The organism is Marinobacter sp. ELB17 (genome assembly GCF_000169375.1).
Classification (GTDB): domain Bacteria; phylum Pseudomonadota; class Gammaproteobacteria; order Pseudomonadales; family Oleiphilaceae; genus Marinobacter.
In genome coordinates this window covers 73372-86853 of record NZ_AAXY01000002.1, presented here as the reverse complement: position 1 = coordinate 86853, position 13482 = coordinate 73372, and the positions used below count along the sequence as shown (strand labels likewise).

The 13482-nt window shown below is 58.7% G+C and carries 14 protein-coding genes; 9 read left to right on the top strand and 5 right to left on the bottom strand.

Annotated elements, in window-relative coordinates; all coding sequences use genetic code 11:
• Positions 1-104 precede the first annotated feature (104 nt).
• The 9 genes from ccmA to ccmI all read left to right on the top strand — a co-directional run bounded on the left by ccmA (position 105) and on the right by ccmI (position 7501).
• Positions 105-746, top strand: a complete 642-nt coding sequence (gene ccmA, locus MELB17_RS03135) for a cytochrome c biogenesis heme-transporting ATPase CcmA (protein WP_007348683.1) — start codon at positions 105-107, stop codon at positions 744-746.
• Positions 736-1443 (top strand): heme exporter protein CcmB, encoded by a 708-nt coding sequence (ccmB, locus tag MELB17_RS03130; RefSeq protein WP_007348682.1) that lies wholly within the window; start codon positions 736-738, stop codon positions 1441-1443. Before ccmA ends, ccmB begins: the two co-directional genes overlap by 11 nt.
• A gap of 35 nt (positions 1444-1478) precedes the next feature.
• The gene (locus tag MELB17_RS03125; RefSeq protein WP_007348681.1) at positions 1479-2228 is read left to right on the top strand and encodes a heme ABC transporter permease; all 750 of its coding nucleotides are present in this window, start codon (positions 1479-1481) and stop codon (positions 2226-2228) included.
• Positions 2228-2476, top strand: a complete 249-nt coding sequence (gene ccmD / locus MELB17_RS03120; RefSeq protein WP_007348680.1) for a heme exporter protein CcmD — start codon at positions 2228-2230, stop codon at positions 2474-2476. The genes MELB17_RS03125 and ccmD overlap by 1 nt, the downstream gene beginning before the upstream one ends.
• Positions 2477-2490: 14 nt before the next feature.
• Positions 2491-2961, top strand: a complete 471-nt coding sequence (gene ccmE, locus MELB17_RS03115; protein ID WP_007348679.1) for a cytochrome c maturation protein CcmE — start codon at positions 2491-2493, stop codon at positions 2959-2961.
• Between the two features lie 79 nt (positions 2962-3040).
• A complete protein-coding gene (locus MELB17_RS03110; protein ID WP_036183395.1) occupies positions 3041-5077 on the top strand; it encodes a heme lyase CcmF/NrfE family subunit in 2037 nt (678 codons plus the stop codon).
• Positions 5077-5613, top strand: a complete 537-nt coding sequence (locus MELB17_RS03105; RefSeq protein WP_007348677.1) for a DsbE family thiol:disulfide interchange protein — start codon at positions 5077-5079, stop codon at positions 5611-5613. The genes MELB17_RS03110 and MELB17_RS03105 overlap by 1 nt, the downstream gene beginning before the upstream one ends.
• The gene (locus MELB17_RS03100) at positions 5613-6125 is read left to right on the top strand and encodes a cytochrome c-type biogenesis protein (RefSeq protein WP_007348676.1); all 513 of its coding nucleotides are present in this window, start codon (positions 5613-5615) and stop codon (positions 6123-6125) included. The genes MELB17_RS03105 and MELB17_RS03100 overlap by 1 nt, the downstream gene beginning before the upstream one ends.
• A gap of 59 nt (positions 6126-6184) precedes the next feature.
• The gene (ccmI, locus tag MELB17_RS03095; RefSeq protein ID WP_007348675.1) at positions 6185-7501 is read left to right on the top strand and encodes a c-type cytochrome biogenesis protein CcmI; all 1317 of its coding nucleotides are present in this window, start codon (positions 6185-6187) and stop codon (positions 7499-7501) included.
• 76 nt (positions 7502-7577) lie between these two features.
• Here the strand turns inward: ccmI and MELB17_RS03090 are convergent, their stop codons facing one another.
• The 5 genes from MELB17_RS03090 to MELB17_RS03070 are packed head-to-tail and all read right to left on the bottom strand — an operon-like array spanning position 7578 to position 13476.
• The gene (locus MELB17_RS03090; protein WP_007348674.1) at positions 7578-9068 is read right to left on the bottom strand and encodes a BatD family protein; all 1491 of its coding nucleotides are present in this window, start codon (positions 9066-9068) and stop codon (positions 7578-7580) included.
• Positions 9062-10933, bottom strand: coding sequence for a VWA domain-containing protein (locus MELB17_RS03085; protein WP_007348673.1), 1872 nt, complete (start codon positions 10931-10933; stop codon positions 9062-9064). Before MELB17_RS03085 ends, MELB17_RS03090 begins: the two co-directional genes overlap by 7 nt.
• On the bottom strand, positions 10926-11951 hold the full coding sequence (locus MELB17_RS03080) for a vWA domain-containing protein (RefSeq protein WP_007348672.1): 1026 nt from the start codon (positions 11949-11951) through the stop codon (positions 10926-10928). The genes MELB17_RS03085 and MELB17_RS03080 overlap by 8 nt, the downstream gene beginning before the upstream one ends.
• The gene (locus MELB17_RS03075) at positions 11948-12490 is read right to left on the bottom strand and encodes a DUF4381 domain-containing protein (protein WP_007348671.1); all 543 of its coding nucleotides are present in this window, start codon (positions 12488-12490) and stop codon (positions 11948-11950) included. Before MELB17_RS03075 ends, MELB17_RS03080 begins: the two co-directional genes overlap by 4 nt.
• On the bottom strand, positions 12487-13476 hold the full coding sequence (locus tag MELB17_RS03070) for a DUF58 domain-containing protein (RefSeq protein ID WP_007348670.1): 990 nt from the start codon (positions 13474-13476) through the stop codon (positions 12487-12489). The genes MELB17_RS03075 and MELB17_RS03070 overlap by 4 nt, the downstream gene beginning before the upstream one ends.
• Between the last annotated feature and the right edge of the window lie 6 nt (positions 13477-13482).

Genomic DNA, 13482 nt, shown 5'->3' with positions numbered 1-13482 from the left:
CTGGAAATGGGTAATCACTGGCTGCTTTCGCTATAATGCTCCGCGCCAATATTGAATACACACGATGCCAGCCTACGCTGCATCGATACGGAACCGGGGCCCGGATGTCTGAACCGCTGCTACAGGCGATCAATTTACAGTGTGAACGCGACAAGCGGGAACTGTTCCATGATTTATCGTTTTCCATACTGCCCGCAACTGTGACCCGTGTCGAGGGTGCCAACGGCTCCGGTAAAACCACTTTGTTGCGTATATTGGCCGGTCTTAGCGATGCCTGGGCGGGCCAGTTGTTGTGGTGTGGCGAGCCGCGTTCCCGCGTGCGTGAGTCGTTTTTACGCAATGTGCTGTATTTGGGCCACCGGCCGGGCATAAAGCCGTTGCTGTCGCCGCTGGAAAACCTGCGGGCGCTGATGGCCGGTCGCCGCCCGATGGGCAACAAAGCCCTTATGCAGGCGCTTGCCAGGACCGGTCTGGCGGGCTACGAACAGGTGCCGTGCCGGCACCTTTCAGCCGGTCAGCAACGGCGGGTGGCGCTTGCGCGTCTGTTGGTTGCCGACGAACCCCTTTGGCTGCTGGATGAAGTGTTCACCGCCATCGATGCGAGCGGCGTGGTGGCTATCGAAAACCTGCTGCAAGAGCGTGCCGCTGAGGGCGGTGCCGTGGTGTTTACCACCCATCACAACGTACAGATTGCAGGTACGAAGCGACTGGTACTCACACCGGGGGCCGTTGGTTATGATGATTAAACCCCTGGATCAGGCCGTCGGTTCAATTGAGGCCATGAAAGCGGTGTTCGCTCGCGACATGAAAGTGGCCTTTCGCCAGCGTCAGGATTTGCTCAACCCTTTGCTGTTTTTCATGATGGTGGTCACCCTGTTTCCGCTGGGCGTGAGCCCGGAAATCTCATTTTTGCAGGAAGCCGGGGCCGGCATTTTGTGGGTGGCGGCACTGTTGTCAGTGCTCTTGTCACTGGATCATCTGTTTCGTCACGATTTTGACGACGGCACACTGGAGCAGCTGGTGCTGCAGCCACAGCCTCTGTTTTTGCTGGTGTTGGCCAAAACCATGGCGCACTGGGTGCTAACCGGATTGCCGCTGGTGTTGTTAACGCCGGTTTTGGGTGTAATGGTGCATCTGGACGGGAACTCTATCGCTATTTTGTGTCTAACGCTGCTAATTGGTACACCTGTTCTTAGTTTGATCGGTGCGATTGGTGCGGCGTTAACTCTGGGTTTGCGATCAGCGGGTGTACTCTTGTCCCTGTTGATTATTCCTTTGTACATTCCGGTGCTGATTTTCGGTACCGGCACTGTTGCCGCCGCCGCCGAAGGTGCCCCGGTTGGCGCCTATCTGGCGTTGCTGGGCGCGTTTCTGGTGTTGGCTTTGACTCTGGCGCCTTTTGCCAGCGCAGCGGCTCTGAAAGTCAGCCTGTCAAACAGCTGACAAACCGACTCAAACAGAGGCAAGGTATTTAACTGATGTGGCCATTTTTTCACAAGCTGGGATCACCAAAATGGTTTTACGGGATTGCCACCCGGCTAATGCCCTGGTTGCTGGTACTGGGATTGCTGTGTCTCGGCGCTGGCTTGGTGTGGGGCCTGGCGTTTGCGCCTAAGGACTACCTGCAGGGCAACAGCTACCGCATCATTTTTATTCATGTGCCGTCGGCGTTTTTGGCCCAGTCGATTTACATCATGATGGCCTCGGCTGCGGTGGTTACACTGGTGTGGCGCATGAAGCTGGCCGATGTGTTTGTTAAAGCTACAGCACCGGTGGGCCTGGTGCTCACTTTTATATCGCTTTTTACGGGCGCGGTTTGGGGCAAGCCCACCTGGGGCACCTGGTGGATCTGGGATGCGCGGCTGACATCGATGCTGATCCTGTTGTTTCTGTACGGTGGGGTGATCGCTCTTGACCGCGCCATTAATGATGAAAAATCGGCGGCCCGCGCCGTGGCCATATTGGTGCTGGTGGGCGTGGTGAACATTCCGATTATCAAATACTCTGTGGATTGGTGGAATACTCTGCATCAGCCGGCCACCTTCAAGCTGACAGAGAAGCCCAGCATGCCGGCGGAAATGTGGGTGCCGCTTCTGTTGTCGGTCATTGGCCTGTATCTATTGTTTGGCTGGCTGGCGTGTCTGCGTATGCAGACGGAAATTCTGATACGTGAACAGCGCACCCGCTGGGTACAGGACCTGTTCCATGTGAATGAAGGTGTTAGATAATGGCGTTTGATTCCTTCGGTGCGTTTTTGGCAATGGAAGGCCATGGTCCCTATGTATGGGCTAGTTACGGTGTATTTTTTGTATTGATGGCGGTGCTGATGGTGGGTTCTTATCGGCGCCGCAATGCGGTGCTGCAAAGCTGCCGTCAGCACGCCGGTTCCCGCTCGTCGCGGGCGCCAAAACCAGATTCGGACACGGCGCCAGCGACAGCGGCTAGCTTCACCCGTGTTGATGTTTCCCAAGACTGAGTGGCTGAAAAACCATGCACCCGATCCGTAAAAAACGTTTGACCATTGTGCTGTTCCTGCTGGCCGGCCTTGCTGTGGCGGTAGGCTTGACCACCTACGCCCTGCGCCAGAATATCAATCTATTTTATGATCCTACCCAGATCGCCGCGGGAGAAGCACCGGCGGATGTGCGCATTCGTGCTGGCGGCATGGTGGAAGAAGGGTCTGTGCTGCGCGATACGGAAAGCCTGAAAGTGGCTTTCAAGGTGACTGACTTTACCGAATCGGTCACCGTTGAGTACGTGGGCATCCTGCCTGACCTGTTTGCCGAAGGGCAGGGTATTGTGGCCATGGGTAGATTAAACAGCGAAGGCGTGTTTGTGGCCGACCAGGTACTGGCCAAACACGATGAAAACTACATGCCACCGGAAGTGGCTGACGCTCTGGCAAAAGCCTCCGAAAGTCGCGATATCGCGGTTGAAGCTACCAAAACCCTGACCAACTGATGCCCGTTAAACGCCCGATACGCAGGGGTGTGTGGCAAATGAGTGGTGTATGGCAAATATGTGGAGTATGGAAAGTATGATGTATCCGGAACTCGGACAGTTTGCACTCATTCTGGCGCTGCTGTTGGCGGTGTTGCTGGCGGTGGTGCCCATGGTGGGCTCGGTCACCGGCCGTGATAGCTTGCAAGCGTTTGCCAGGCCGCTGACGGCGGGCATGTTTGTATTTGTCGCCGTGGCCTTCGGCATTCTGACCTACGCTTTTCTTACCGATGATTTCTCGGTGGCTTATGTTGCCAACAACAGCAATAGCCTGTTGCCCTGGTATTTCAAATTCAGTGCGGTGTGGGGCGGCCACGAAGGTTCTCTTCTGTTGTGGATTCTGATGCTGGCGGGCTGGACCCTGGCGGTAGCGGTGTTTTCGCAGCGCCTGCCTGCGGTGATGGTGTCCCAAGTGCTGTCGGTTTTAGGCATCGTGTGCGTCGGTTTTTTGCTGTTTATCGTTGTTACCTCGAATCCGTTTGAGCGAATACTGCCAAACATTCCCACAGACGGCGCCGACCTGAACCCGTTGTTGCAGGATTTTGGCCTGATTATCCACCCGCCTATGCTGTACATGGGCTATGTGGGCTTTTCAGTCGCTTTTGCCTTTGCCATTGCGGCACTGATTAACGGCCGTTTGGACGCCGCTTGGGCGCGCTGGTCGCGGCCTTGGACCACTGTTGCCTGGGCCTTTCTGACTATCGGTGTTGCTCTGGGCAGCTGGTGGGCCTATTACGAGCTTGGCTGGGGCGGCTGGTGGTTCTGGGATCCGGTCGAGAACGCGTCGCTGTTACCCTGGTTGTCGGGTACCGCACTGATGCACTCGTTGGCGGTGACGGAAAAACGCGGTGTGTTCAAAAGCTGGACTGTGTTGCTGGCCATTGTGACCTTTGCCCTGAGCCTGCTCGGCACCTTCCTGGTGCGCTCTGGCGTACTGACCTCGGTGCACGCTTTCGCCTCTGACCCCGAGCGCGGCACCTTCCTGCTGGTTTTGCTGGCCATCACGGTGATTGGCAGCCTGATTCTGTACGCGGTTCGCGCACCCACTGTGCACGTGCGCGCGCGTTTCGGTTCCATGTCGCGGGAAATTTTCCTGCTGCTGAACAACGTCATGCTGGTGTCGGCTACCTTGCTGGTGGCGGTGGGCACGCTTTATCCGCTGGTGCTGGACTCACTGGATATGGGCAAGCTGTCTATTGGCGAGCCGTTTTTCAATCTGACCTTTACTCCGCTGGCCATCGCCGCCGGGCTGTTAATGGGTGTTGGTATTTTTTCACGCTGGAAGAAAACCGACGCTGGCTGGTTGGCGCGCAAACTGCTGTGGCCGCTGGCCCTCAGCATTCTGATCAGCGCCGCGGCGATTGTCGGTTACGGCGAGTTCAAGATTATGGCTTTTCTTGGCATTTTCACCGCGGTGTGGGTGGCTGTGGCCACGTGTTGGGACCTGTTGGACAAGTCGAACTCACGTAAGGGCCGGATGCATGGGCTCAAGCGCCAGTCGCGCAGCTATTACGGCATGGTGCTGGGGCACTTGGGCCTGGCGATGACCATCGCCGGCGCAACAGTGGTGTCCAACTACGGCATTGAGCGCGACGTGCGTATGGAGCTGGGCGATATTGCCACCGTGGGTGACTATCAGTTTGTGTTCACTGACATTGGCCAGCGCCAGGGTGCGAACTTTACCGCCCAATACGGTGGTTTTGACGTGTTGTTGGACGGCCGTAAAGTGGCTGAATTGCACCCGGAAAAACGCCAGTATTCGGTGGGCATGAACGTGATGACCGAAGCAGACATAGATGCAGGCTTTACCCGTGACATTTTTGTCGCCATTGGTGAACGCATCTCAGACAACGCCTGGGCCATTCGGCTGCAGTACAAACCGTTGATTCGCTGGTTGTGGCTGGGGGCGTTCATAATGGCGCTTGGCGGCTTCCTGGCGGTTAGTGACAAACGCTACCGTATCCGCGAACGGGCAACCGAGCGAAAAGCAAAACCTGCCGACAGTGGTTCGCTTGTCGCAAATCCGGCGATGACTTCTGTTACAAAATCGGCAATGACGTCGGAGGCTCGGTCTTGATGAAGCGGGTTCTGTTGTTTTTACCGTTGCTGGTGGCTCTGGTTTTAGGCGTGTTGCTGTTTTCCGGCATCGGCAAAGACCCGACAAAGCTGGATTCAGCCCTGGTCGGTAAAGCCATGCCGGAGTTCGCCCTTGAGGATCTGCACCGGCCAGAGGTGCAAGTCAGCCAGCAGGTGTTCCAGGGTGAGCCCCGCCTGTTAAATGTGTGGGGCACCTGGTGTCCGTCGTGTCGCGACGAGCATGCTGACTTGATGTGGCTGGCCAAGAACGAAGGCGTGCCCATTGTGGGGCTGAACTACAAAGACCAGCGTGCCAAGGCCAAAACATGGCTAGAGCGCCTGGGCGACCCCTACAGCACCAGTATTTATGATCCCACAGGCAGCCTGGGTTTTGATCTGGGTGTGTATGGTGCTCCCGAAACGTTTGTAATTGGTGCTGACGGCACGGTGCTGTATCGCCACGTGGGCGTGGTGAACAAGCAGGTGTGGGAGGAGACATTACGGCCTCTCTTGAACCAGGCGGGAGGCCAGTACTGATGGCGATTTTCAGGCTATTCAGCCGCTTTGCACCGGCATGGTTGGCAGCCCTGCTGATTGTTTTGGCACTGCCGGCACAGGCGGTAGTGCGCGACGTTTATAGTTTCGATACTGAGGAAAAACAGCAGCGGTACCAGACCATGATCACCGAGCTGCGCTGCCCCAAGTGCCAGAACCAGAACATTGCCGACTCTAATTCTCCGATTTCCGAAGACATGCGTGACGAGGTCTATCGGATGATGACAAACGGCGCCAGCGACGTAGAAATCATGGATTCGCTGGTAGGCCGGTTTGGCGAGTTTATCCGCTACAAGCCCTTATTAGAAAAACGTACCCTGCTGTTATGGGCAACACCAGCCATTTCAGTGCTTGGCGGCCTTTTAATTGTGGGTGGTATTGTTTTGCGTTCGCGCCGCAACAACCAGATTGACAGTGAGCTGAGCGCCGAGGAACGGGCGCGGGTGGAGAAAATTATGGACGGGCACAACGGCAAATCGGATTCACAGGCGTAACGCCCAGAACAAACCGCAATCACATTTAACGATTTTCTCTCATCGGTAACGGGATTTTCATGAGCAATATGTTTTGGATTGCCGCATCTTTATTAATCGTGCTGGCATTGGCCTTTGTGCTGTATCCGGTTTTTTTCCACCGCTCTGGCCGGAGCCAGCAGCTAGACCAGCGCAATCAGAATCTGCTGGCTTACCGCTCACGCATGCAGGAACTAGACGCCGAATACGAAGCCGGCGTGCTTGATACAGACAACTATCAACAGCTAAAAACCGAGCTTGGTGGTTCCATGCTCGATGACATTCCTGAAAATGAAACGCCTGCCGCCTCAACCCCTGGCCGTAAAACCGGGATGGCGGTGGCACTGTTGTCCATTTTGGCGATTCCCGCTTTGACCCTTGTGTTGTATGAGCGTTGGGGTGCTATGGATCAGGTAGAGCAGTTCATTACCATGGAGCAGCTGGGGGCCGGTGATGACGTCGACCGCGAGCAACAGATGGCGTCGCTTGCGGCGCAGTTGCAGACTAAGCTGGAAGCCAGCCCGGACAACCCTGACGGCTGGGCCATGCTGGGGCAAACCTATATGCGCATGGAAAAATACCCGCAGGCGGCACAGGCGTTTCAGCGGTTGGAGCAAAGCGTAGAGCGTGCCGGCGGTGACGACCCGTCCCGTGCCCTGGCTTTGGGCCTGGCTGGTCAGGCAATGTTTTTCCAATACCAAGGCGCGATGAACGCAGAGGTGCAACAGGTCATCACCAGCGCGCTGGAGCTCGACCCAAACGAGGTTAATGCCCTTGGTCTGCTGGGCATCAGCGCTTTTGGCCAGGAAAACTACCGCGAGGCGATTGGCTTCTGGCAGCGTATTGTTCAGGTGGCGCCAGACCACCCGCAGCGCGATTCTATTGCGGGCGGTATTACCGAAGCCTACAACCGCTTGGGCGAAACACCGCCTGAGAGTTTTCTGGCATCGATTCAGGCTTCCGACCAGCAGTCGGCTCAGGCCCTAAAGAGTGACGGCCCTGGTGTCACCGTCAGCGTTAGCCTGGACGAAGCTTTCTTGAACGACGTACCTGCCGATACCACGCTGTTCGTGTTTGCCCGCCAGGCCAACGTTAACAGCGGCCCACCGCTGGCGGTTGCACGCTTCACAGCCGCTGACATGCCGTTGGAGATCCGTCTGGATGACTCCTTGGCAATGTCTCCGCAGAATACGATTTCCTCGGTTGAAAAAGTGATGGTCACGGCGCGCCTAAGCCCCAGTAGCAGTGTTATGGCCCGCGCCGGCGACTGGCAGGGCAGCTTGGCAGCGCCGGCTACCGTAGCCGCTGGTGAGCAAACACCCCTGACGTTAGTGATTGATAGTCTATTGATCGAATGAGCATGGCCTTGCCGCGGTAGCGCCGCCTACGTTTTCGCTACCGCGGTGGCTTGCAATGGCTTGTACCTGAGTGGCGCTATTGCTGCGATGCGTCAATGGCAGGCGGGTATAGCGGCGATAGACCGTTGTTTTCCGCCTGGCTGACAGGCCTGCGCCCTAGCTCACGAATCGCCTGTTGCAGCTGTGCCGGGTTATTTGACGCCTTGTCTTCCAACGGTTGCCCCGTACCATAACTCCGCTGTTCAAGCTTGGTTAGAGCGTCAGTTAGCGGCGGCAAATGACAGAACTCCGCCACTTGGCGCCAGCTTTGAAATCCCTTGTCCGGATACTGGAGATTCATCCAGCGCAGCAACAGCCGCGGTGTGTCCGGATTGTTGTTGCCGGCAGCGGCCAGCAGTTCCTTGTAGAGCCCTGAATCGTCTGGCCCGAGGTTGCTCGCGGCTGCCTTGTTAGCTCGATAACGCGAGCGCTTTGCGCGCCAGAACAAACCTGCGGTAATACCCCAGCCAACGGCCATAAACAACGCCAGCCAAGGCCAGAAAGCACCGCCGCCAGTGGTGTTTTGGCCGTTCATATCCGACTTTGGATCTGCGTCGCTAGCGGAGTTATTCAGCTTTTCATCGATAGCGGTGACCGCCGGAGCTTGGGCCTGAATCTGAGCCTGAGCATCGAAGTCTGAACCGGGCGCAACCACCAGCATGCGCGCTGGAATAATCGCGACTTTTTCTGAATCGCTTGCGGTATCCCACCAGGGAACGCGCACCTCGGGCAGGTGCAGCTCGCCGGCTTGCACCGGCACCAGGGCGCTGGACTGTTGCAGTATAGACATCAGGCCGTCGGCGCTGATGTCGGTGGCGCGTTTGGCAGGCTCTGGATAACTGCGCAACCCGGGCGCTGTCTGAGCCGGAAAGGGCGGCAGCGTGGCATCTGGCAAACCGTTGGCGCGCAGGGTTAGCTGGCGGGTCAGATTTGCACCGCTGGTGACGCGGTTATCGTTGGGGAGCCCGCTTTCTTCCAGCGTTAACCCTGTGGCGGGTAGCCAGACGCTGCCGCTGAATAGCGGCGGTATGTCTTTCACCGGCAGGTCAAACAGTTGTTCGTTGCTGCGCAGGATCTGCAGGCGGCCGCTGGCGCCGCGAAAGCTGCCTTCAAATTCGAGGGGCGCTAGGCTGAGTTGGCCCGGTGTCTGCGGGTAAACCGCGTAGCGGCGCTCAATCATACGGTAGCGTTGATCACCCCGAACCCGCGAGTATTCCTGCTGTGGGCCTAAGGATTCAATCACCGCGTTATTGCTGACCGGTTCCGACAGTTCGCCGCGGATGAGCTCATTGCTGAAGTACAGTTGTACCGTTAGCAGCAGCTGCTCCTGCACATAAAGTTCGGCTTTGTCGGTGGAGAGCTCTATAAAACTCTTCCGCACGTCTGCAGTCGGGTTTTGCGCCCATGCCGGCAACGCCAGCAGGCAAAAGACGATGATCAAAAACCGACCAAAGCCACGGCAATCGCTGTAATCGCCATAATCATGTCGCCGCAACGGCGCCGAGAATTTGTTGTTTCGCTCTACCATGGCGTATCGCCTCTATCTGCTGGTGTCTGCCGTTGCCGGTATTGCTGAAGGAATTTCTGCTGCAACAGACCGCCAGGGTCATCTGGCACCCGCCTTAAATACTGCTCTTGGCTCTGGCTCAACGGGGCTTCACGGGTATCTGCCGGGGCCTGTTCCGGGCCAGGCTCTTTACCGGACTCACTCTCTGGCTCGTTCCCTGATTTTTTATCAAGTTCGGCATCGAGCTCTGCGCTATCGCCGTTGTTGTCAGATTGCTGATCGCGCCCGTTTTTACCTTTTCCCGGGCTCTTGGAGCTCCCGGAATCTTCGGAGTTCTTTGTATTCTCGGAATTTTCGCTGTTCTGCGGCTGCCCGTCCTGGTTGTCAGAGCCCGGGTCCCGTCCGGATGACGGATCTTGCTGTTGACCTTGTTCTTGCTGCTGCTCCTGTTTCTGTTGTTGGAGCAAGTCGGAAACCAACGCTCGGTTGGCAAGGGCGTCCGTGTGTTGGGGCTGTAGGGTGAGTGCTTGGTCGTAGGCGGAAATGGCAGATTCCAGTTCGCCCGCTTGGGCCAGCGCGTTGCCCCGGTTGTAGGCGCCGTCGGCTCCGGGCACCTCGGCGAAGCGCTCACCGGCGGCCTCGAACTCGCCGCTGCGATAGAGCGCTGAACCTTGCCATTCGGGCGCTTGCAGCTGCTTTGCGGCCTGCGTTGGGTCCTGCTCTATCAGAGCTTTTGCGCGCTGGTCTTCACGCTGCCACAGCTCGCCCCAGCTAAGGGCTTGCGCAGGCTGCGGCAGGGTAGGTAGCAAGGCCAGGGCGAACAGCGCTAAAGCGCCGCGGCGCCAGATCAGCAGTAACCAGGGAAGGGCCAGCCAAAGTAGCCAGTAGCCGTCTTCCTGCCACTGTAACTGTTGGCGTGTTTTTGCAGGATCAAGCCGTGCCGCGTCGGTCTTGGTGAAAGCCGCGTTTAAGCCGCTGACCGCCAGCGCGCTGAGGTCACGGCCATCCAGCGTCAGGGTCGCGCTCTTGCCGCCATTGGCCGCCGCCAGCTGCGCTAATGTCTCGGGCGCTGCCTGGCTGATCACAATGCGGTCGCCGTCGCGTATAAAACCGCGCTCGGCCAGGGGGATCGGGCCACCGGCGCGGGTGCCAACGGTGAGGGTGTCAAGCTGGAAACGGCTGCCTGTCAACAGCTCGGTAATGGCCTGGCGGTAACGGGGTTGCACGTCGTCTGTGATTAACAAAATACGGCCGTTGCCCGGTGCTCCGCGTTCGAGCAGCTCCATGGCCTTGCGCACTGCCAGGTCGGCGCGGTTGCCGGCCGCCGGCATCATCAGCGGGTCCAGAACGGCGAGCATGGATTCGGTCGTGGCGCTGTCGTCACTGAGGGGCGTTACGCTGTGGGCGTCTGCGGCGTACACCACCAGAGCTGTAAGACTGCCTTGGCGCGCGGCAAGAATGTCGCGAACTTTGCGTTTGGCCAGTGTCAGGCGGTTGGGCTGCACGTCGGTGGCCAGCATCGACAGCGACATGTCCAGCACTATCACCAGGCTGCTGGCGGGTGGTGCCGCGGGGCTTGGCGCCTGGCGCCACACTGGGCCAGCCAAGGCCAGACTGATCAGCACAAACGCCAGCAAGGCTGCCAGCGGGCTGGCGATCCGTGGCACTCTTCTGAGCGCTCTTCTTGGCACTCTTCGCTGGTCTGCAGCGCTGTGTCGCGGCTCTGGCAGCAGCGGTGCCAGAAGATGCCGGGGTATCAGTGCCGGCCAGCCGCTGTCGCCGTCACCGCGATGCCGGGCAAGCCAGTACACCAGCGGTGTGGCCAGCAACAGCAAAAACCACCAGGGCCGCAGCCACTGTAACTGCAAAATCATCAGCTCAGACATGGGGCTGTTTCTCTGTTTCGGGGCCTTGGCGAAGCGGTTGCTGACGTAGCTTTTGGTAGCGGCGGAACAAGAGCGCAAACAGCCACAGCGTTACGGCCAGCGCCGCCGGCCAGACATAATATTCGCGCACCGGTCGGTAAAACTGACCTTCCTGGAGGGCTGGTTCGAGCTGGTTAATGCTGGTGTAAATACCGCCAAGCTCGGCCAGATTACGGGCGCGAAAATATTGGCCGCCGGTTTGCTGCGCCATGCGCGTTAGCAGGGCCTCGTCTAGATCCCGTGACGGATTGCGCTGCAGCAGTCCGGTTATGGCGCTATCCGCGCCGGCGCCAATACCGATGGTGTAAAGCCGCACGGCACTGGCCTGTGCCAGCTCACTGGCTTTGTCAGGCGTTATTTCGCCGGCGGTGTTGGCGCCGTCGGTCAGCACAATGGCAACTCGTTGCTCCAGGGGCCGCTCGCGCAGGCGCTTCACCGCTAGGCCAACGGCGTCGCCAATGGCGGTTGCGTTCCCGGCCATGCCGAGGCCGGCTTCTTGCAGCAGAATGTTTACCGTTGTTCGGTCAAAGGTCAGGGGTGCTTGTACATAGGCCTGGCTGCCAAACAGAATAAGGCCCAGGCGATCGCCCTGGCGCTGATCAATAAACTCGGCCAGCACCTGTTTTACCGCCTGTAACCGGTTAATCCGTCGGCCTTGGCGTACCATGTCCGGCTCGTCCATGCTGGGTGAAATGTCTACCACCAGCATCAGATCGCGCCCTGTTGTCGGCAGTTGCCGAGCCTCGCCCACCACTTGCGGCCGCGCCAGCGCCAGCACCAACAGCAACCAGCTCGACAGTGTGAGCAAACGCAGCCATACAGGATTTTTGGCGCTATGGCTGGATACCCCAGGCATGTCGGTTAACCAGTGCCCCAGGGGCATTACCGGCGCCTGCACGGGGTGGGCTGCGCGGCGCCGCCAAAGCAGCGCCAGCGGCAGCAATGCAAGCCAGAGCACCCAGGGGTAAGCCAGTGTCATGGCGCACCCCGCAGTTGTTTTTTATGGTCTTGCAGCCAGCGCCCAGCAAAGGCTAGTGCGTGCTGCGGGTCGCAGCTGCTGTGGGGTTGCCAGCAGGCGTCCACCATGGTGGTAACCAGGTCTGCTTCAACGGCGTTATCGCTACTGTGCTGCAAAAACGCGACCCAATCGTCGCCGCTCAGGGCAGCTATCGACTGCAGTGGGTAGATGTCACGGGCCACACGCTTTAGTAATGCGTTAAGTTGGCTGAACCAGGCGGGGCTATTCTGCAATTGCGTTTGCGTTTGCGTTTGCGTCCGCAGTGTCGCCAGTTCCCGTTGTACAGTTTGCCAGCGCCGGTTGCGCTGCTGCCAGCGTTGCCATCCGCGCACGGCCAGCACCAGGCAGAGCAAGCCTGCAGCGGCCAGTAACCACCAGCCGGGCGCTGGCGGCCACCAGCCTTCGCTCACGGGTAAATGAATATCGCGCAGTTGTTGCAGCGCGTTGGCGGCGTTGTTGGCCCCATTGTTGGCGGTATGGGTGGCGTTAGGGGTGTTCATCCCAGGCGGCCCCCGCCGGCCATCAGCGCATGCAGCGCCAAGCGTGGATGCTCGCCAGTAGAAACACTAATGCTGGTTACCGCTGCCACTCGCAGGCAATGTTGCAATCGCTCCTGGTGTTGGTTCATGCGCTGCTGCCAGGCCCGGCGAAACGTGTTATCCGCGGCGTCAAACCACAGCGGCCCAGTGGCGCTGGCCACCGCAAACTGGCCGTGCCGGGGCAATGCCTGCTCCAACGGGTCACTGATATGAACGGCGCTGACGCTGTTGTGCTGAGCCAGCTTACCCATCAAGCCAGCGCTGTGTTCGCTCAGCTGCATAAAGTCACTGATGATGAAAATTCGGCTGCCGGTGCGCGCAACACGACAGGCTTCAGCCAGTGCGTTATCCAGCGACCCCGGCTCTGCTAGCGGCGCGCTCGGGGTGGGATAAAACTGGCCGGGCTGATGTTGTAGGCGGGCAAGGCTGTCTAGCAGTCGCAGCACTGAGGTCTTGCGCCGTGCCGGGCGCTGCAAAGTTAACCGTTGGCCATTGAACACCAGACCGCCTACCCGGTCGCCGCCAAAAAGCGCAACCCAGGCCAGCATGGCAGTAGCCTGGGCGGCGCGCACCTGTTTGTAGGCGCCGGTACTGGCAAAGAACAGTGACGGGCTTAAGTCACATAACAGCAGAACCGGGCGCTCTCGCTCTTCCTCGTAAATTTTTGTATGGGTCTGTTGTCGCCTTGCCGTTACTCGCCAGTCAATGGCGCGAATGTCATCGCCTGGCTGATATTGCCGAACTTCGGCAAACGCCATACCACGGCCTCTTTGTGGCGAGGCGTAAGCTCCGGCCTGGCGGCTGCGGGTGGCCTTGGCCGACGGCAGCCGCAGCGTATGGGCGTCTGCCTGCAGCTTTACCAGCTCAGCCAATGGCAACGCGATGTCGTGCGCTGCGTTGGCCTGCGCGGCAGAGGTCGACACATTGGATGCGTTACCGTGAGTCATGGGCGG